Source organism: Avibacterium paragallinarum (genome assembly GCF_900450705.1).
GTDB lineage: Bacteria > Pseudomonadota > Gammaproteobacteria > Enterobacterales > Pasteurellaceae > Avibacterium > Avibacterium paragallinarum.
Map to the genome: position 1 here is coordinate 817,781 of NZ_UGHK01000002.1, position 21,402 is coordinate 839,182.

14 protein-coding genes are annotated in these 21,402 nt (G+C 40.7%); 5 read left to right on the top strand and 9 right to left on the bottom strand.

All coding sequences use genetic code 11. The annotated features are described in order from the left end of the window. Positions 1 to 43: 43 nt before the first annotated feature. Positions 44 to 553: a peptidylprolyl isomerase gene (locus DXZ23_RS08800; RefSeq protein ID WP_021724462.1), complete on the bottom strand. Its 510-nt coding sequence runs from the start codon at positions 551 to 553 to the stop codon at positions 44 to 46. 104 nt (positions 554 to 657) lie between these two features. Here DXZ23_RS08800 and cysS point away from each other — a divergent pair, with 104 nt between their 5' ends. Further along, positions 658 to 2,037: a cysteine--tRNA ligase gene (gene cysS, locus DXZ23_RS08805; RefSeq protein ID WP_017805679.1), complete on the top strand. Its 1,380-nt coding sequence runs from the start codon at positions 658 to 660 to the stop codon at positions 2,035 to 2,037. A 91-nt stretch (positions 2,038 to 2,128) separates the two neighbouring features. On the opposite strand, the gene DXZ23_RS08810 is transcribed toward cysS, so the two are convergent. Then, the gene (locus DXZ23_RS08810; protein WP_017805680.1) at positions 2,129 to 5,947 is read right to left on the bottom strand and encodes a filamentous hemagglutinin N-terminal domain-containing protein; all 3,819 of its coding nucleotides are present in this window, start codon (positions 5,945 to 5,947) and stop codon (positions 2,129 to 2,131) included. A gap of 44 nt (positions 5,948 to 5,991) precedes the next feature. Further along, positions 5,992 to 7,695: a ShlB/FhaC/HecB family hemolysin secretion/activation protein gene (locus DXZ23_RS08815; RefSeq protein ID WP_017805681.1), complete on the bottom strand. Its 1,704-nt coding sequence runs from the start codon at positions 7,693 to 7,695 to the stop codon at positions 5,992 to 5,994. Between the two features lie 146 nt (positions 7,696 to 7,841). On the opposite strand from DXZ23_RS08815, the gene DXZ23_RS08820 reads away from it, so the two are divergent. From DXZ23_RS08820 to hutZ, 3 genes are read left to right on the top strand one after another with little or no spacing between them, the layout of a single operon-like run. Further along, positions 7,842 to 10,001, top strand: coding sequence for a TonB-dependent hemoglobin/transferrin/lactoferrin family receptor (locus DXZ23_RS08820; RefSeq protein ID WP_017805682.1), 2,160 nt, complete (start codon positions 7,842 to 7,844; stop codon positions 9,999 to 10,001). 23 nt (positions 10,002 to 10,024) lie between these two features. After that, the gene (gene hutX, locus DXZ23_RS08825) at positions 10,025 to 10,534 is read left to right on the top strand and encodes a heme utilization cystosolic carrier protein HutX (RefSeq protein ID WP_017805683.1); all 510 of its coding nucleotides are present in this window, start codon (positions 10,025 to 10,027) and stop codon (positions 10,532 to 10,534) included. After that, on the top strand, positions 10,528 to 11,046 hold the full coding sequence (gene hutZ / locus DXZ23_RS08830) for a heme utilization protein HutZ (protein ID WP_017805684.1): 519 nt from the start codon (positions 10,528 to 10,530) through the stop codon (positions 11,044 to 11,046). Before hutX ends, hutZ begins: the two co-directional genes overlap by 7 nt. Before the next feature lie 26 nt (positions 11,047 to 11,072). On the opposite strand, the gene mreD is transcribed toward hutZ, so the two are convergent. From mreD to uvrA, 4 genes are all read right to left on the bottom strand, one after another. Continuing rightward, entirely contained in the window at positions 11,073 to 11,555 is a 483-nt protein-coding gene (gene mreD, locus DXZ23_RS08835; protein ID WP_017805685.1) for a rod shape-determining protein MreD, read from the bottom strand. Then, a complete protein-coding gene (gene mreC, locus DXZ23_RS08840) occupies positions 11,555 to 12,592 on the bottom strand; it encodes a rod shape-determining protein MreC (protein WP_017805686.1) in 1,038 nt (345 codons plus the stop codon). Before mreC ends, mreD begins: the two co-directional genes overlap by 1 nt. Before the next feature lie 72 nt (positions 12,593 to 12,664). Then, on the bottom strand, positions 12,665 to 13,711 hold the full coding sequence (locus DXZ23_RS08845) for a rod shape-determining protein (RefSeq protein ID WP_017805687.1): 1,047 nt from the start codon (positions 13,709 to 13,711) through the stop codon (positions 12,665 to 12,667). A gap of 145 nt (positions 13,712 to 13,856) precedes the next feature. Continuing rightward, positions 13,857 to 16,685, bottom strand: coding sequence for an excinuclease ABC subunit UvrA (gene uvrA, locus DXZ23_RS08850; protein ID WP_035695897.1), 2,829 nt, complete (start codon positions 16,683 to 16,685; stop codon positions 13,857 to 13,859). 171 nt (positions 16,686 to 16,856) lie between these two features. Between uvrA and DXZ23_RS08855 the strand changes: the two genes are divergently transcribed. After that, positions 16,857 to 17,372 (top strand): single-stranded DNA-binding protein, encoded by a 516-nt coding sequence (locus DXZ23_RS08855; protein WP_017805689.1) that lies wholly within the window; start codon positions 16,857 to 16,859, stop codon positions 17,370 to 17,372. A 162-nt stretch (positions 17,373 to 17,534) separates the two neighbouring features. On the opposite strand, the gene DXZ23_RS08860 is transcribed toward DXZ23_RS08855, so the two are convergent. Together DXZ23_RS08860 and topA are read right to left on the bottom strand one after the other, a co-directional pair. Continuing rightward, entirely contained in the window at positions 17,535 to 18,446 is a 912-nt protein-coding gene (locus tag DXZ23_RS08860) for an alpha/beta hydrolase (RefSeq protein ID WP_242510702.1), read from the bottom strand. 290 nt (positions 18,447 to 18,736) lie between these two features. Beyond that, positions 18,737 to 21,343: a type I DNA topoisomerase gene (gene topA / locus DXZ23_RS08865; protein ID WP_017805692.1), complete on the bottom strand. Its 2,607-nt coding sequence runs from the start codon at positions 21,341 to 21,343 to the stop codon at positions 18,737 to 18,739. Between the last annotated feature and the right edge of the window lie 59 nt (positions 21,344 to 21,402).

The following is a 21,402-nucleotide window of genomic DNA, read 5'->3' on the forward strand; positions in this document are numbered from 1 at the left end:
CAATATAAAGGAGGTGAACCGTGAACCTCCTTTTTGGGGTAAATTATTCTACGCTAACCGATTGAATAATCACATCTTCTACTGGTACGTCTTGGTGAAAGCCTTTGTTGCCGGTTTTTACGCCTTTGATTTTATCCACAACGTCCATTCCTTCCACCACTTCACCGAAAACGGCATAACCCCATTCTTGCACGACTTCTTTACCGAACATTTCTTTTGAGCGGTAATCCAAGAAGTTGTTGTCTGCCACATTGATAAAAAATTGTGCGGTAGCAGAATGTGGATCGCTCGTGCGTGCCATTGCGATGGTGCCACGTTTGTTGCTTAGGCGGTTATTCGCCTCATTTTTGATGGGGGCATTGGTGGCTTTTTCACGCATTCCCGCTTCCATTCCACCACCTTGGATCATAAAGCCATTAATTACGCGGTGGAAAATCGTGTTATCATAAAAGCCGTTTTTGCAGTAATTTAGAAAGTTTTCTGCGGTGATCGGTGCTTTTTCGCTGTTTAATGCGATTTTAATGTCGCCAAAATTGGTGTGTAAGGTAACCATTGTCATCGTTGTATTCCTCTAACTGATAAAGGCGGTTATTATTTCATAAAAGTGCGGTATAATTCCAGCCCATTATTTTGTCTAATTTCAAGAGAAACAAACAAATGCTAAAAATTTTCAATACCTTAAGTCGAGAAAAAGAAGTTTTTACCCCCATTCACCCGAATAAAGTGGGAATGTATGTGTGCGGCGTAACGGTGTATGACCTCTGCCATATCGGACACGGACGCACTTTTGTTTGTTTTGACGTAATTGCCCGTTATTTACGCTATTTAGGCTATGATTTAACCTATGTGCGTAACATCACCGATGTGGACGATAAAATCATCAAACGTGCCATCGAAAATAAAGAAACCTGCGATCAACTTGTGGATCGAATGGTTATTGAAATGTACCGCGATTTTGATGCGCTCAATATTTTACGTCCAAATGTTGAACCGCGCGCCACCCACCATATTCCAGAAATCATTGATATTGTTGAGAAATTAATTCAGCGTGGACACGCTTATGTGGCAGAAAATGGTGATGTGATGTTTGATATTGAAAGCTTCCCGCAATACGGCAAACTCTCCCGCCAAGATCTCAGCCAATTACAAGCAGGAGCTAGAATTGAAATCTCAGAAATCAAAAAAAGCCCAATGGATTTCGTGTTATGGAAAATGTCTAAACCCAACGAGCCAAGCTGGGATTCCCCTTGGGGCAAAGGTCGCCCTGGTTGGCATATCGAATGTTCCGCAATGAACAGCAAGCAACTTGGCGATCATTTTGATATTCACGGCGGTGGCTCGGATTTAATGTTCCCACACCACGAAAACGAAATTGCCCAATCTTGCTGTGCTCACAATGGCGACTATGTGAACTATTGGATTCACTCGGGAATGATAATGGTGGACAAAGAAAAAATGTCGAAATCCCTCGGCAATTTCTTCACCATTCGCGATGTGTTAAATCACTATAATGGCGAAGTGGTGCGTTATTTCTTGCTCACTGCCCATTATCGTAGCCAACTCAATTACAGCGAAGAAAACCTTAACCTCGCACAAGGGGCATTGGAGCGGTTATACACCGCGTTACGCGACACCGATGCCACGGTCGCCCCACAAGGCGGTGAAGAATTTGTCGCCCAATTTAAAGAGGCGATGGACGATGACTTCAACACGCCAAATGCCATTTCCGTATTATTTGAAATGGCAAGGGAAATCAATAAGTTAAAAGCTGAAGATAAAACCAAAGCGGATCACCTCGCCGCCCGCCTGCGTGAGCTTGGCAACATTTTAGGCTTATTGCAACAATCGCCAGAAGCCTTCTTACAAGCGGGAGCAGATGATAGCGAAGTGGCAAAAATCGAAGCCTTAATTAAACAGCGTAACGAAGCCCGTGCCGCGAAAAATTGGGCTGCCGCAGACGAAGCCCGCAATCAACTCAACGCAATGGGGATCGTATTAGAAGACGGCGCAAACGGCACAACTTGGCGTAAGCAATAACCCCAGCCCACAATTTCAATTCACAAATGGCACGGTTTAAACTGTGCCATTTTTATCAAGGTAAAGTGCGGTATTTTTTATCCGATTTTTCTTACAAAATCTCTCCCACGCTGACTTTTCCATTCATCTTCGATGGCAGTGTAGAGCATTCTTGGCTGCTTGCATCACAAATTTCAACTTCACTTCGCTCTTCTGGTAAAGAAACATTTTGTATTATGTTATCTATTTGATTTAAAGAGGTTGGAAGGTTCGTGTTACTCGTTTGTTGTAAACCTAAATTGCTTGCTTTGACACCTTGAATTTGATCAATATTACGTAGCATATCTCTTAAGCTCATCGCTTGGCTTTTTCCTGTAACAACATTTGATGCAAGAGAAACAATGCGTGGTCGCTCAAAATAATTAAATATGGCACTTTTCATTACTTTGATATTCGGAACATAATCTTTGCTAGAATTATCGTAAGATTTAAAGGCTCTTGCACCATTAGGGGCAAAAATATTAAATTCTAGATTACTTAATGTGGTGCCCGATATAACATTCCCTTTTTCATCTCTTTGGATAATATCTCCCACATCAAAACCTATTCCTTCAATAAAGTAGTCCGCACTATTTGCACCAAATACGGAACCACTGTCTTTTGGATAAGGCCCTGTATGAATAACGGTAATGCGTAAATCTTTTGCCGAAGACTCTCCACTTAACGTTGTTTTTCCACTGGTTCGGATGCTATACCCCTGATATGTTTTGGCATAAATACTGCTATTTTTACCAACAACATCACCAATTAAGAAAATACCAGCTGCCCCCGGCATTGCGGATGTATTCAACCTATCCTCTCCGCTGACGAATAGGTGGCTATGATCTAATCGAATATTCTTCGCATTTATCCCTATCTTGCTGGCTTTAGGCATAAAATCATCATAAAGCGGTCGAGCATAATTGACCGTTAAATGGCTATTTTGAATATCGACATCTTTGGCAAGTAAATGCATAAATCCATCTTTGCTATTTAGTTGGCTATCTCGAATGGTGATTTTTGTGCCATCAATATGTGAACGCTGGCTTGTGGCATCGCCAGTCCATTCAGCAAAGGCTCTGTTTAATTCTCTATTTGCCGCACGGCTTGCTCTTTCGCTATGAGCAAGTTTGCGTGTAAATGGTTTGTTATTTACATCCCAATTATATTGATTAAAATCATAACGTTCGTTTAAGACGGAAAAATTCCCTCGTGTAATACGTTCTTCTAAATTCGCAATCAGATATTCATAGCCTTGCTTTTTCACATTTTCAGATAAGTTAGTTTCTTTAGTGAAATAAGAACGTTGATTACCTGCATTGATATAAATTCCGATTTCATCTTTACTGGTAACTTTATTTAACTGCACTGTTTTAAATCCGTCCGCAATGATGAAGTCTTTACTTTTTTGGAAAGTGACTTCGTTTAGTTCAACGTTAAATGGGGCGTATTGATGAGCGGTAAGGCCAGGAATATTGGTGGTTTGTTTAGCAACTTCAATTTTTTTCCAATTTGAATTAATGGTATTGCCATCAGAAAATGTTGAGCGAGATAAAACGGTATCCACTTGAGAGGGAAGTTTTTCTAATTTGTCTTGCACAAACGCCTTGAAATTCTCTTTCACAAAAGTATAAAAACTAACATTTTCAACATTCTTATTTTGAATCGTTGGATTTTCTACAAATTGCGTCCAAAGTTCAGGTAAAGAAATCTGCTGATTATCTTTAGTTTGGAATTTTGAATCAAAATCATAAAACTTAATGTTTTTTAATAATTCATTTAGCGTTTTCTGTTTTAATGAGGTACCTGTTACATTGTATAAGGAAATCAATTGCCCGTTTTCTTGTTTTACTTGCAAGATATTTTCTTGTAAAGGCACAAATCCTGTTGTACTTCCAATGCCGAAAGCACCTCCACCAAGATTAATATGGCTTCTTTGTAAACGAATCGTTGCTTCATTATCCTTGGAATTATTGGCTAAAATCATTACATTATGTTTTCCGCCTTCAATATGATTAAAATCTGCATTTTGAATTTCAAGCTGAGTTTGTGTACTGATTGTTGTTAAAGGTAAGGCGATATTCTGTTTGAGCTTTTCTGCTAAGCTCTGTGACACCATTAAAGGATAAATTTGTTTTTTCTCGTCATTCAGAAAGCCTGTTTTCGTTTTACTGTTGTCAATACCTTGAGAAACAGGGCGACGATTATTCAAAATTGACGCTAATAATGTCAAATCTTCAAATTTTGCATCGGGTTTGTTTTTTTTCACTTCTTCTAAAATCTGAGTGACATTTGATTTTAACAAATAAACGGCTGGAGCAGTATAAACGCGTTCCCCAACTGTAACGGTTTGATCGCCCGATAAAAGAGATAACTGTTTCTCATTAATGCCCAGTTTATTAATAAGTTCTTGTTTTTGCTCCTCAATAACTTTTGCGGTTAAAGAATCCAATTCATTTTTCTTGAGGAAAGAAAAATCTTTTGCCTTAATCTTCTCTTCTAATATGTCAGCAATTTTACTGTTAATGGAATCAAGCTTATTATTACGTTTAATAATTTTGATATCGCTCAATTCACCATTTTTTTCGTTATAACTAATTTCTAAAATGCGTTCATCACGATAAGGCAAGCGTAATGCATCAAATTTCTTGTTAAACTCAGGCTTATAACCTCTTCTATCTGTTTGATAGCCTCCATTTTTAGCACTAATCACAAAAACGACATCACTTTGATTGGTATAGCGTTTCCCATCATCTCCAATTAAACCATTCTCAGCTTGTTCCGCTTTAGCAATCGTTTTTTTGTCCGCCGTATAGAGAATTTTTCCTTGTTCATCACGCACCATTTTTCCTGATTGGAAACGATCATTGTGGTGATAAGTGGCTTGTTTAACTTTGTCTGTTTGTGCAAGTGCGGTAATTTTTCCGCCTATTTTTATGCTTGCATCTTTGTCTTTCCCCGTTTGTATAATTTTAAGGGTAGCCCCATTACGGCTATCTTTACCATAGCGAATGTCCGATTGTTCCGTGAGAACGATTTTTCCGCCTTCAATAGCGATGTCATTGGCTTCCAGTAAGCCCGCATTATTTACCGCTGAATGTTTAAGCTGATCTTCCCCTTTGGCAGTAAGCAAAATGCGGTCATTAGAAATAATCGCTCCCTTGTTTTCAATTAGCCCCGCTACCTGTTTACCCGTTAAGCTAATGCTGAAATTACCTAAATCAAAGGTAAAACTGTCTCCTGCTCCGAGTAGCACGGTTTTATTTTTCACCGCAATGCCATCAAGATTGCCTGAATAATTCAGTTTAATCACCTCTTCAGGATTTCCCGTTAGGTGAAGTTTGCTGTTATTCACGACCTTATCTCCCACCAAATAAATGGCTTCTTCCGCTTGAATTTTTCCCTCATTACGAATTTCGCCCTCTTTATCCGTTTTCCGCTTAAAGTTGGCTTCATCTCGAGCATAGCTACGTGTTGGTTTCTCCGCGAGTTTTTCCACCTCTTTCGTCGTGGCAAGAATCGCCCCCACGTTCACCTGTGCATCTTTGGTGAAGATCACGCCGTTAGGGTTAGATAAAAACACTCGCCCATTGGCATTCAGTTTGCCTTGAATGGTGGAAACATCCGCCCCCGTTACACGGTTATAGGCGATACTAGATGAAGCGGGCTGATTGAATGTAACACTGGCTTGTTTGCCAATATTAAAACTTTCCCAATCAATGGAAACGCGATCGCTTTTTTGATCGATAGTCATTGCATTGTTGTTTTGTGAAATGCTGGCTTCGCCTTGAGTGAGTTTGTGATTTTTAGGTAACGCATTTACATCAATATTGTTAGCGATAGCTGAACTAGACAGTATGGCTAAAGAAATAAGGCTAAGAGAAGTTTTCATAGTTTAGCTCCTAAACGATTGTAAGACATTGATATTCCAATAACTTAAAACAATTTTAAGAATGACAATACAAATTGGTGATCTTTTTCATTTGCCAATTTGTGACCAATAGGGCGGCTATAGTACGCATTTATTGAATAATTATTCGGAGCAGAAAGCTGGAATCCCGCACCTATACTCTGTAATTTGATTTTATTCGTTTCTTCAGGACGTTGATTATAGGTACTGATCTTGTGGTATTTTTTACCCGCACCAATGTCATAAAATGCCGATGTCGTGAGTAAACTTTCTTTGAAAAGAGGGTAATAATGTTTGAGCGTAAATTGTCCAATGATAGCGTCAGATAAGGAAACTGCACCGGCTCGATATCCTCGCACAGCAGATTGACCGCCTAATAACATTTTTTGATTAGAAGAGAGGTTTCGATCACTTAATTGCCCTTTCACATTAATATCAAAGGCAAAATCATAAGGTAAGATCTGCTCGTGTCCTAATTCAATATTGGTTAAGGTAAATTTATTATTTTCTTGCCAATCTAGAGGACGATTTTGATAGGATTCTGACGTTTGATTATGTTCCTGCCCAATACTCATTGCCATATTAAAATAGGTCGTTCCCTTTGGTAGGCTATTCCAAACGCCATTTAATTCTAAATTAACGAGATTAATCCGAGTGTGGTTTTCTACTTCTTGGCTAGCGACTTGGCTATCTGCAATACGATTATGTGAAAGTGTAAGTTTGGTATTAACGTGTAAATCAGGTTGGCGGATAGTTGGATGTAAAAGATAAATCCCTACATTTTGATTATATCCCTTAGCATTTAATGCAGCGAAATCACCGCCTAATTTATAGTTTAAATATGAGAAGTAAGTACCGATTTTTGTTCCATATCCATCTAATAACGCCGAATATTCAATACGAATATTTTTTAAACGACGGTTTTGGGAGCTTAACGCGTTGATACTCAGTTCATCACCTAATCCGGCCAAATTGAACAATTTTCCACCTGCACTTATCCGATAGCGTCCTGTACTCGTTGATCCTTGGTTATCGGAAAAAACATAAGCTTGCCAACGTTTGGCATCTTGCAAAAGGACATTAACATCTGTTATGCCTGTCTTTTCCCCAGCCTGTACACTTAATTTAGATTTAATGCCTTGAATATCATTTAATAGTAATGCTAATTTTTCCGTTTCTGTTTGAGATAAATAACGTTGGCTATTAATACTTGTATTTGCCATTCGTCTGACAAAATTAGCGGATAATTTGCTTTGATTATCAATGTTAATTTTCCCAATATTCCCTTCCATCACGCCGATTGTAAGCTCACCATTTTCAATTTCTTGAGGTGGTAAGAAAGCTCGAGCAACTAAATAATTATGTTCACGGTAATATTGCGTAATTTTTTCTGTGAGTTGGTTTAAATCATCAAGTGTTATTGATTTGTTAAGATAAGGTTTAATTAAATGCGATAAATCTTGTTTTACTGGCGTTTCTAACCCTGTTTCATTGAGCAATTTAATATGTATCTGATTTAACTCAAAACGCAGTGCATTATTGCTTTGCGAATGAATATGTACGGGTTGTTTGAATAACTGCCCACCAGGCTTTTCTAAACGTTTACGTTGTTGATTGAGTTCCTGTGAAATAGCCCCAGCCTGTTGCAATTGATCTTGAAAGGTTTCTTGAGCTTGAACATATAACGGTAAAGTAAGAATACAACTAAGGAGATAATTAGAATAACGCATAATATTCACCTAATAAAAAAGGGTTAAGAGTTTATTTCGAAAATGATTATACACAAATGAAAATTATTATCAATAGTGTTGACTTTTTATTTTTTAACAAATACTATCAACCCAATTAACAAAACAGTGAATGAGAGGTTTTTCCAATGAAATTAAAGCGATCACCTATTTACTTTGCACTTTGTTCATTGCTGCCATCAGTAGGCGGGGCAGAAATGTTAGAAGAAATAGAAGTTTCTGCTTTACGAGATCCAACAGAGTATGCTCAAACACAAAATAAAATTGAACGTTTAGATCGCAATCAACTAGAGGAAACACAAGCAACGAGTGTCGCTCAAGCAATTTCATCTAAACCTAATATTTCAATCTCTGGAGGGAGTCGTCCACTTGCTCAAAAAGTAAATATACGAGGGCTTAGCGGAACCCGTGTTGTGCAAGTGATTGATGGCGTTCGACAAAATTTTAATTTGGAACATCGCGGATCTTATTTTCTTCCGCCAAGCACCTTGGGACAAATTGAAGTGGTGAAAGGTCCAAGTAGTGCCTTGTGGGGCAGTGGTGCATTAGGTGGCGTAATGGCAATGCGAACGCTTAATGCCTTTGACTTACTTAAAAATAATGAGCATTGGGGGGTGTTAGTCAAACAGGGTTACCAATCCGCTAGTTCCCTTAGTGAGACGCAAGTGGCAGCTTATGGTGCGAATGAAAAATTTGATGTGCTAGTTCAGGGTTTTCGCAATAAAAGCAATAATTTACGTTTGGGTGAAAGTTTGGGTGAGTTGCCTTACAGTGGCTTAACTCAACAAGGGGGCTTGTTGAAAGCGGGCTGGCAAATTAACGAAACTAACCGTCTTGAACTAAATTTCCGCCACACAGTCAATAAGCAACTCGCCCCAGCTAATAATGAAATGGCAGAGCCTTATACGCCTATTGATTTTTTTGATTATGTTAAGAAAAGCCGTGACACAGGTGGTAAAGTGGATTACAGCGAAGCGGGCGGAACAACAGATTTAGCACAGCAAAAAATTGTCGATACAGGACTTTCTTTGCGTTATCTCTTTAATCCAGAATCAGACTGGATAAATAGTGAATTGACCCTCTACACTAACCGCACTAAAGAAACGGAGCAAAACCAACGCACCCTCGCTAATGACGAAACCCGTTATCGCACTTGGGGTTTTAATTTCCGCAATAGCTCAGAATTTGAGCGAGCTGCCTTCATTTATGGGGTGGATTTTTATCAAGATCACGCCATTACTTTAAGGGAGAAAAATAATGCGGATGCCTGTACAGGAGTGAACACTTCGGCAGCTAATAATGGAGGTATTCCTGTAGGCTGTGAGAGATTCCTAGGTACTGCAAAATATCGCCCAAATCCTTACAATGCAAAAGCCAATGTGTGGGGAACCTATTTGCTTAGCCATTTGAAACTTGCAGAGCAATGGACGTTTTCCCCAGCGTTGCGATTTGATCATTACAAAACCTCAGAAGTCAGCTCACAAAGCTATCAAAAAAGCCATTTATCGCCAGCATTGACGCTCAGCTATCAGCCAACAGACTGGTTTGACATTAATGTGAAATATAACGAGGCTTTCCGTGCTCCGAGCCTGCAAGAACGTTATGTTTCGGGCAATCATTTTGGTTATGACAGAATGCTGGTTACTTCTTTCCAATCAAACCCGGATCTCAAGCCCGAAGTTGCCCGTAATAAAGAAATTAATTTTAACTTCCATTGGCAAAATCTGTGGAAAGCGGAAGATTCGTTAAAAATTAGCACCGCACTTTTCCAAAATGACGTGAAAGATTTTATTAATCTTGAAGTAATTAAATATAATGATGAAGCAAAAGCTATTCCTGAAATATTTCAATACCGCAATGTTCAAAATGCCCGTTTGCGTGGGGTAGAATTCAGCACAGAATACCAAACGCCAAGCTGGTCGCTCTATGCCAATTATGGAATGCTCAGAGGAAAAGATCGTCAAACGGGTGAAGCCTTGGAAAATATTAATGCAGATAGGATCATTGTTGGCGGAAATTATGCCGTGGTGGCAGATAAATTTTCCGTTGGCGGTCGCTTAAGCCATTACTTTGCCCAAAAACGCTTACCAAGCAAAACCACGCAAGAATATCCCGCTTACACCCTTGTGGCTCTCACCGCGACCTATGCACCAAAACAAGGGGAGTGGGAAAACTTACGTGTTGATTTTGCGATTGAAAATCTCTTTGACAAAGCCTACACCCAAGCATTCAGCCTCACGCCATCGGCAGGGCGAAATGTGAAAGTGAGCGTGGCTTATCAATTCTAACAGTTCAATAAAAAAGGAAAGTTATGACATTGCAACAACAAATTGCTCAGGTGTTAGAATCTCAGCCTGATTTACACACCCTTGATTTAGCTGAAAAATTCCAAGTTCCCGAAGGAAAAATTCTCAAAAATTTACCACCGCACTTTGTGTCTTTCTTTACGGGGCAAGTGGAAGCCCTGCTTGCGGAAATCCACACTTGGGGCAAGGTAGTAACAATTATCGAAAAAGCGGGTTCGATCTTTGAAATATCGGGCGTTTTCCCACAGGGTAAAACAGGCTACGGCTATTTCAATCTGAATATGGATAAACAGCCAGATATCGCCTTGCACGGGCATCTCAAATTAGACCGCGTAAAAGACATTGCCCTTATCAGCAAGCCATTTCGTGGCAAAGAAAGCTATGCCATCGCCTTTATTACTGAAGATGACAATGTGCTATTTAAAATTTATCTCGGCAGAGATACGCAACGCCAGCTTTTCCCTCATCAAGTAGAAAAATTTAACCAACTGAAAAATAAGGAAATTTTATGCTAGATCGCCAACAGCGTTTAAATCACCGCTTAAAACCCGAAATTGAAGAATTAAAACAACAATGTAAGACCCTGTTACTAGCCACCGTTGATGAAGTGGGAATGCCGAACGCGAGCTACGCCCCTTTTGCGGAAAGCGAAAAAGGCTACTACATTTTTATTTCCACCATCGCCAAGCACGCCCGCAATTTGAAACAAAATGGCAAGGTGTCTTTAATGTTGATTGAAGACGAGCAATCCAGCCGCCAAATTTTCGCCCGCCACCGCTTAACTGCGGAGGCGGAAGTGATTGAAGTACCGCGAAACACCCCAGAATGGGAACTTGGCACAGGCTTGTTGCAACAACGCCACGGTAATCTAATGAAAGAATTGGTGAAAATGCAAGATTTCTCCCTCTTCCACCTTATTCCTAAACAGGGGCTATTTGTAAAAGGATTTGGACAAGCTTTCCAAGTTGATGCCAATAATGAAATTGATATTGTGCATTTAGATCAGGGGCATATTGAGGAGTCGTAGTTTTTGAATAATAAGGCTGGGATTTATTACTCAGCCTTATGTGTGAGCTTTTTTAGTAATAAGAATATCCAAGGCCACAAAATCCCACTTATTATTGCTCCAAGCACTTCTTGCCAATGAAATTCAGCACTGTGTAGAAATAATTCTATAATAAAAATACTGAATCGGATAAGAAATATAGCGATAAAAATAAGTATGCCTTGCATCCACAAGGATAGATTACGGAATAGGGTATTATTTTTGGCTAAAAAGTAAGCAAAAATGGAAAGTACTAACGCGTGTGTACCCAATGTAGCCCCTAAAACAAGATCCCATATAATCCCCATTGAGAATGCCGTCCCAATATTAATTCTAGTGGGGAAAACTAAAATCCAATAAGATAAAATTAAGACAAGCCAAGCTGGTTTAAAATACTGAAGGTGTGTTGGCCAAGGTATTATTTCAAATATAATCGCCACAAGGAAGGTGATGGCGAGAGAAATAAAGTGAGAAATTGGATTATATTTCATTAATCTTCCTCTCTATGAGGTGGTAATTCAGATTCAATTAAGTCGTACGGCATTTCCAATGATTGATCTATGTGCTGTTCTTCTAGAGATGGTGAAGAAAGCGGTTCTTGAGAAAGGAGTTTTTTGGCAACTTTAGGTTTTTTTTGATATTCAAGACGTTGATGTACTGCTTTACGCACATCAGCTGGAGTACTTGAAGATACTTTTCGGATATCCTCATTAGTGGGCCATAAGAGAAGTACATACCGTAAACGATCAAGGGATGCTAGAGGTTTTGCGGTAATTGTTGCAAAATAATTTTTATTATCTCGAGAAACGTTTTCTACGATAGCAACAGGGTATCCTTCGAGAAAACGCCCTCCAAGTCCAGAGGTGACTAATATATCGCCTTTCACAATATCTGCAGAACGTGAAACATTATCTAAAGTTAATTCATCATTTTGACCTGTTCCGCTTGCAATTGTGCGGACATCATTTCGTAAAACTTGAACAGGAATCGAATGGGTAATATCGGTAAGTAACAATACTCGGCTAGTATTTGCTCCAACAGAGATGATTTGTCCTACAACCCCTTTTTCATCAATCACTGCTTGGCCTATATAAACACCGTCATTTTCACCTTTATTAATGACAATTTGTTGCCGATAAGCATTTGTTTCTGTAGTAAGTACTTCAGCAATTTTTTTGTATTCGTCGGTACGTAGTGGGGAATTAAGTAATAGGCGTAAACGCTGATTTTCTACTTTTAGTTGATCTAAAAGGAGTAAATCAGCATTTTTTTCACGTAACTGTGCTCTTAATACTTTATTTTCTATCTGTAATTTATTGGTATCAACGAGATTATAAGATACCCCATCAAGTATCGTTCTTGGTGTATTCGCAAGATAATAAACGCTACTAATGGCTGTTTCCATTAAACTTCTGACCTTTATCATTGTATTTGTTTGGCCATCAGAGATGATTAAAATCATAGAAAAAATGACTGCCAAAACTAAACGTATGCCAAGATAAGGACCTTTTCCAAAGATAAGTTTCATTGATATTGCTCAGAAAAAGTACGGTCAAATTTCTACTATTTTTGACCGTACTTCATTAACAACATAATATACTTAGATATCATCACTAAAAATATCAGCACCGTGCATATCCAGAGCTTCCCCTCCACCGCGAGCAACACAGGTTAAAGGATCATCTGCCACAATGACTGGAACGCCAGTTTCTTTTGATAACAAAATGTCGATATTGCGTAATAAAGCCCCCCCACCAGTTAATACGATACCACGCTCAAAAATATCTGCTGCGTGTTCGGGTTGGCATTCTTCTAAAGCCGTTCTCACTGCTGCAACAATGCCGTTAAGAGGTTGCTGAATAGCTTCTAACACATCTTTGGAGGTAAGAGTAAAGGTTCTTGGGGCACCTTCAGCAAGATTATGCCCATGAACTTCCATTTCTTTTATTTCATCACCTTCTTGAATATAGGCTGTACCGATTTCTTCTTTGATACGTTCAGCTGTTGGTTCTCCAATGATTGAGCCAAATGTACGACGAACATAAGCAATAATTGCTTCATCGAATCGATCACCGCCAATACGTACAGAAGAAGAATATACGATACCATTTAGTGAAATCACGGCAATTTCAGTCGTTCCACCACCAATATCAATGACCATAGAGCCAGTTGCAGTGGAGACAGGAAGTTTTGCTCCGATCGCAGCTGCCATAGGTTCTTCAATTAAATATACTTCACGAGCTCCCGCACCTAACGCTGATTCTTTGATTGCACGGCGTTCTACTTGCGTTGCTCCCGCTGGAACACATACTAAAACGCGAGGGCTAGGACGCATAAAGTTCCCACTATGCACTTGTTTAATAAAATATTGAAGCATCTTCTCTGTCACAGAGAAATCAGCAATGACCCCATCTTTCATTGGGCGAATTGCCATAATGCTTTTTGGGGTACGCCCAAGCATTAATTTTGCTTCCTTTCCCACTGCCGCAATACTCTTCATTGCCCCACCTCGCCCTTGGCGAATGGCAACAACAGAAGGTTCGTTTAATACAATGCCTTGACCTTTGACATAAATTAATGTGTTTGCTGTCCCTAAATCAATGGAGAGATCATTTGAAAATAAGCCACGAATTTTTTTGAATAACATAAGTGTTCCGTTAATGTAATTGTATAAAAATACTCACACCAAAGTGTAAAAAATTGTGGTAAATGTATCAAAAAATCAGCATTGATTACAGCGATTTTTTATCAAACTTGCAGAAAAGTTACCGCACTTCCATCTATTTAAGTGGTTACTTTTTGAGTATTTGCTTTAAGAAGCGTGCTGTATGCGAACCTTTAACCTTCGCAACTTGTTCTGGCGTGCCTGTCGCAATGATTTGCCCGCCTCCACTACCACCTTCAGGCCCAAGATCTACAATCCAATCTGCAGTTTTGATAACATCTAAATTATGCTCAATCACCACAATCGTATTACCTTGGTCACGCAAGCGGTGCAAGACATCAAGCAGTTGTTTAATATCGGCAAAATGCAAACCTGTTGTTGGCTCGTCAAGAATATACAATGTTTTTCCCGTATCTCGTTTAGACAGCTCAGTGGCTAATTTTACGCGTTGTGCTTCACCACCAGAAAGCGTGGTGGAAGATTGCCCTAAACGGATATAAGAAAGCCCAACATCCATTAAGGTTTGCAATTTGCGAGCAATTTGTGGGATAGCATCAAAAAACTCACGAGCTTCTTCCACTGTCATATCCAACACTTGGTTAATCGTTTTGCCTTTGTAACGAATTTCTAAGGTTTCACGATTGTAACGTTTTCCTTTGCATTGATCACAAGGGACATAAACATCAGGTAAAAAGTGCATTTCTACTTTGATTACCCCATCTCCTTGACAGGCTTCACAGCGTCCGCCTCGCACGTTAAAGCTAAATCGACCGGGATTGTAGCCTCTTGCTCGAGCTTCTGGTACACCAGCGAATAATTCGCGGATAGGGGTGAATAATCCCGTATAAGTAGCAGGATTTGAACGCGGTGTACGTCCAATCGGGCTTTGGTCAATATCAATCACTTTGTCAAAAAATTCGAGTCCATCGATCGATTTGTATGGTGCGGCTTGGGCGTTTTCAGCACGGTTTAATGCACTTTGTGCTAAAGGAAATAAAGTGTCGTTAATTAATGTGGATTTGCCCGAACCAGATACGCCGGTGACGCAAGTAAATAATCCAACGGGGATTTCTAAATTGACATTTTTTAAGTTGTTGCCCGAAGCCCCTTTAAGTTTTAAGATTTTCTTTTTATCAAGTGCGGTGCGTTTTTGCGGAATTTCTATTTTTTCCTTTCCAGATAAAAATTTACCCGTCAAAGAATTTGGATCTTGCATGATTTCTTGAGCAGTGCCTTGAGCAACAACATTGCCGCCGTGTACGCCCGCACCTAGTCCAATATCAATAATATGATCCGCAGCAAGAATAGCATCTTCATCGTGTTCTACCACAATCACTGTATTCCCTAAGTTTCTTAGATGAATCAACGTGTTAAGTAAACGCTCATTATCGCGTTGATGTAAGCCAATAGAAGGCTCATCAAGTACATACATCACCCCCACTAAACCCGCCCCGATTTGGCTTGCGAGGCGAATACGTTGTGCTTCACCGCCAGAAAGGGTTTCGGCGGATCGGGAAAGGGAGAGGTAATTTAAACCAACATTGACTAAAAATTGCAACCGCTCTTTGATTTCTTTCAAAATTTTGTCTGCAATTTGAGCACGTTGTCCGCTTAAGGTTAGGCTATCTACAAAGTTAAAGGCTTCCCCAATACTTTTTTCAGAAACTTCGGGAAGATTTGTTTCCCCAATAAATACATTGCGAGCCTCTTGACGTAAGCGAGAACCCCCGCAATCTTTACAAGGGCGAGTGCTGATATGTTTCGCTAACTCTTCACGCACCGCCATAGATTCGGTTTCTTTATAACGGCGAGCCATATTATTGAGAATGCCCTCAAAGCTATGACGGCGTAGCACGATATCACCGCGATCATTCATATATTGGAATTCAATCTCTTCTTTGCCTGAGCCGTGCAGAATAATGTGTTGAATTTTTTTTGGTAATTCTTCGAATGGGCTTTCCACATTAAAACCATAATGTTTTGCCAATGAGGTGAGCATCTGATAATAATAGAAATTACGTCGATCCCAACCCTTAATCGCCCCGTTAGCTAGAGAAATACTTGGGTTTTGAACCACTCGTTTTTCATCAAAATATTGTTGTACACCTAAACCATCACAAGTTGGACAAGCACCTGCAGGGTTATTAAAAGAGAATAAGCGAGGCTCAAGTTCTGGCACAGAATAACCACAATGCGGGCAGGCAAAATTGGCGGAAAAAAGCAGCTCTTCGGCTTGAGGATCATCCATATTTGCCACTATAGCGGTACCACCAGACAGCTCTAATGCTGTTTCAAAAGATTCAGCTAAACGCGTGGCAAGATCTGGACGAATTTTAAAGCGATCTACCACTACTTCGATTGTATGTTTTTTCTGTAATTCTAATGCAGGGGGATCCGATAGATCGCAAATTTCCCCATCAATTCTGGCGCGGATATAACCTTGCGCGGCAATATGTTCTAAAATTTTAATATGTTCCCCTTTGCGATCTTTCACCACTGGGGCAAGCAACATCATTCGGCTTTCTTCCGGCAATGCCAGCACCTTATCCACCATCTGGCTAATTGTTTGTGCTGCCAAAGGGATATGGTGATTCGGGCAGCGAGGCTCCCCCACACGGGCAAATAATAAACGCAAATAATCATGAATTTCCGTGATTGTTCCCACTGTAGAACGTGGGTTGTGAGATGTTGATTTTTGCTCAATAGAAATCGCGGGAGATAAACCTTCAATATGATCCACGTCTGGTTTTTCCATCAACGATAAAAATTGACGTGCATAAGCCGACAGGGATTCTACATAACGGCGTTGTCCTTCTGCATATAGGGTGTCAAAGGCTAGAGAGGATTTGCCTGAACCAGATAGCCCCGTGATCACAATCAATTTATCGCGGGGGATGGTTAAATTAATATTTTTTAAATTGTGGGTTCTCGCCCCTCTTACTTCTATTTTTTCCATAATTTTTTGTCTATTCAAGCAATTTGAAATTATTTTGCGATCATTATCGCATAATCTGAAATAACTGTGCAAATATCCAGTTGATTTAGATGGAACTAATAGCTTTTTATTTTATTTTAAGGCAAAATAGCAAAAATTTTTACCGCACTTAAATATTAGACAGAGGAATTTATGGCTGGAGTAAATAAAGTTATTATTGTTGGAAATTTAGGAAATGATCCGGAAATTCGTACAATGCCAAATGGGGAAGCCGTTGCGAACATTAGTGTTGCGACCAGTGAAAGCTGGATGGATAAAAATACGGGAGAACGCCGTGAGATTACCGAATGGCATCGTATTGTGTTTTATCGTCGCCAAGCAGAAGTCGCTGGCGAATATTTACGCAAAGGCTCAAAAGTTTATGTTGAAGGGCGTTTAAGAACTCGCAAATGGCAAGATCAAAATGGCCAAGATCGTTATACAACAGAAATTCAAGGCGATGTTTTGCAAATGTTAGATAGCCGTGCAGATAGAGGACAAGGTGGGTATTCAGCTCAAGGGGGATATGCTCAACAAGGCAGCAACCAATATGCACAACCCGCACAACCGAGCTATCAAGCCCCTCAACAACAGGCAGCAGCCCGCCCTTCATCACCACCTACTCCTATGGTTGATGATAATTTTGATGACGATAATATCCCATTCTAGTTTTAGCTATAGACAAGTAATGGGCCGTATTTTTCTTCCAAATACGGCCCAACTCGCATCTTTACTTTTTATGTTTTATAAGGGTAATGAAGTGATCTTTTTCGTCTGCTTTTACTGCCGACGACTTAATAATTCCGACATCCTTACCATTTTGAATCTTAATCAAAGTTTGGCTTTGAAAAACTGGGTGAGTTGGTCGCTGATTTGGCTGACGTACTCGGGTTTCCAGTCGGTTTCGATGTGGCTTGTGCCTTCGATAATCACTTCTTTTTTGTCCGCCGTGCCAGTGGCTTTTTGCATTGCCTCGTCCGTCATATATTTGGTGTCGGCGTTGCTGCCTGCGATCATTAAGAGCGGTTGGTTGAAGAGGTCGGCGTGGTCGGTGGCGTCAAAGGTCATCAAATCCAACAGGCTGCTGGTGGTGTAGCGTGGCGTTGAGTTGGGGTGATAGTGGGTTTTGCCGTAATACTCAAAGCCATCTCGATACAAGCCTGCGGGCATTTTGTCGATGTCTGCTTGGGTGATTTTGGTTAAATCGGCGTTGGCACTGTATTCCACGTTGCCTTGTGCTTCTTTGCTGCGGGCTTCTGAGGCTTGTTGTAAACGCTCTTGAATGGTGCTGATTTGGCTGTCGCCCAAGCCGTTACGGCGAACTAAGTCCGTGTTGAATAGGCTAACGGTGGCAACGGCTTTGATGCGTTTGTCGCTTTGTGCCGCCGCAAAGGTGTAGCCGCCACCGCCTAATGCCCCGATGTTGTTGGTGTCTACGCCTTTGAAGCTTTCGAGGAAGTCCACCATTCCGTGTACATCGTTAATGCGGTTGAACGGTTTGTCGGTTTGGCGTGGCTCACCACCTCTCGCCCCTTGATAGGCGGCATCGGCGGCAATGGTGATAAAGCCTTGCTCTGCCAATTTTTGTGCGTAAAGCCCTGCCACTTGCTCTTTCACGCCGCCATTTGGGTGGGCAACGGTGATGGCTGGGTATTTTTTATTTGGGTCGAAATTGGCTGGGGTGTACACATTGGCCGCGATGGTGATGCCGTTTACGCGGTATTTCACGGGGTGAATGTTCAATAGGGTTGTGAATGAAATTCAAGAATGGGGGGTGAGGTTTCGTTTAGAACGTGTATAAAAGGCTTGACTTTTTCTTGATAAAAGTGTTAAAAAAAGGGGGGGGGGTAAAATAGCTTCAAATTCGGTATCGTAGGTTGTGTGCCCTTGCATAGTAACGATATAATTTAAAAAGCAAATTAAATACTAAACTCATTTTATTCTACTTAGCTGACTAATAAACCTACGATTTTCGTCGTAGGTTTATTTTTTACTCATAGTTTATTGAAATAAAATATCACTAATAAAGAAAACTATTTCCCATTCTCCATCCATTTTCCATCAATATAGTCCGCACGCCATTTGGTGGCTTTTCCTGCTTTTTCAGAAGTAATATATTGACGTTTTTCTTTACGGCTGAAGCGGATAATGGCTTCATTGCCTTCTGGATCTTTTTGTGGAGCATCGGCTAAATACTGCAATTTTTCAGGCAGACGTTCACGATATTGTGCTAGTTCTGCCACTTTTGCGGGACGTGTTTCACGCGATTTCGGAAAGTTGTGAGCCGACATAAACACGCCACCTGCCCCATCGCGTAACACAAAATACGCATCAGACTTTTCACATTTTAGCTCTGGGAAATGTACAGGTTCTTCTTTTGGTGGTGCAACCTCGCCATTTTTGAGAATTTTTCGTGTGTTATCGCATTGGGTACAAGCCATATATTTGCCAAAACGCCCCAATTTTAAGTGCATATCCGCACCACACTTATCGCATTCCACCACCGGCCCCTCATAGCCTTTGATCTTAAACTCGCCCTGTTCCACCATATAACCATCGCAATTCGGATTATTCCCACATACATAAAGTTTACGTTGTGGATCAATAATATAACTATCCATTGCCGTGCCACATTTTGAACAGCGTTTACGCTCCATCAGGGCTTTGGTTTCGGAAGATTCATCTAACACATTCAGCAATTCGGCTTCAGGAATTAAATTTATCGTGGTTTTACACCGCTCTTTTGGTGGCAACGCATAGCCTGAACAGCCTAAGAAAACACCTGTACTTGCGGTGCGAATCGCCATTGGACGCCCACAAGTTGGACATTTAATATCAGTCATCACAAGGCTATTTGGCTTCATTCCGCCCTCAAGCTCATCTAATTCAGCTTGGCTTAATTGTTGAGAAAAATCTTTAAAGAATTGATTTAACTCGGTTTTCCAATTTTTTTCGCCATCAGCAATTTGATCAAGCACATTTTCCATATTGGCAGTGAAATCATAATTCATTAAATCAATGAAAGATTGATTGAGCCGATCGGTAACAATTTCACCCATTTTCTCCGCATAGAAACGGCGGTTTTCCACACGCACATAGCCGCGTTCTTGAATGGTAGAAATAATCGACGCATAAGTGGAAGGGCGACCGATCCCCCGTTTTTCTAACTCTTTCACTAACGCCGCTTCGGTAAAGCGAGCAGGCGGTTTGGTGAAATGTTGTTGTGGGATCACTTCATTTAGGGCTAATTGTTCATTGACTGCCACAGCGGGAAGAACCTGATCTTCGGCACTTTTCCCCATTGGCGGTAGCACTTTTGTCCAACCGTCAAAACGTAAAATCCGCCCTTTCGCTTTTAAGCCATAATCCCCCGCACTCACCGTCAGCGTTGTGCTGTCATATTGTGCTGCGGGCATTTGGCAAGCGACAAATTGTCGCCAGATGAGATCGTACAAACGCACGGCATCTTTTTCCATTCCTTGCAAATCCGCTGCCAATACGCGAACATCAGAAGGACGAATGGCTTCGTGTGCCTCTTGGGCGTTTTCTTTACTGGAATAAAAATTCGGCTTGCTCGGTAAATAACTGTCGCCATAATGCGAACTGATGTAATCACGCACCATTGCTAACGCGTCTTGGCTTAAATTCGTGCTATCGGTACGCATATAAGTGATGTAACCCGCTTCATAAAGACGCTGAGCGAGCATCATTGTTTTCTTCACGCCAAAATTTAAACGCGTACTGGCGGTCTGTTGCAAGGTTGAGGTAATAAAAGGTGCTTTCGGTTTTGAGCTGGTTGGCTTGGTTTCTAAATCGGAAACCACATAAGCAGATTTGCGTAAAAAATCCACCGCACTTTGTGCTTGCTGTGCGTTTTTCGGCTCAAATTTTTTGCCTTTAAAGGTCGCAACATCAAGATGAATCGCCATATTCTGTGCATTTTGCGTTATCACAGACACTTCCCAGTATTCTTCAGGTTGGAAGGCTTTAATTTCACGCTCACGCTCAACCAGCAATTTCACTGCCACCGATTGCACACGCCCTGCAGACAGCCCGCGAGCCACTTTTTTCCATAATAAAGGGGAAACCATAAAACCCACTACGCGATCTAAAAAACGCCGTGTTTGCTGAGCATTTACGCGATCAAGGTTAAGCTGTTCGGGGTGTTCAAAGGCTTGTTTGATGGCATTTTTGGTAATTTCATTGAACACCACGCGACTAAAACGATCGTCATCACCGCCGATCACTTCTCGCAAATGCCACGCGATCGCCTCTCCCTCTCTATCCAAATCGGTCGCGAGATAAATGTGATCCGCTTTTTTCGCCAATGATTTCAGCTCAGCTACTACTTTTTCTTTACCGGGAAGAATTTGATAATTCGCTTTCCAGCCGTGATAAGGATCGATCCCCATACGCTTCACCAACGCATTTCGCTCTTTTTCCTGCTTCACTTTTTGCTTTTCTTCGGGGCTTAATCCTTTGGTGGAAATCGGCTTGGCCTTTTCACCGCTACTACTGCCCACCGTTGGCAAATCACGAATATGCCCAACGCTGGATTTCACAATATAATCATTACCTAAATACTTATTGATGGTCTTCGCCTTGGCTGGCGACTCCACAATCACTAAAGATTTACTCATCTTTTTATTTACCTAATTCTTGCTAACTTGTGTAAAATTGCCGATATATTGCGGACTAT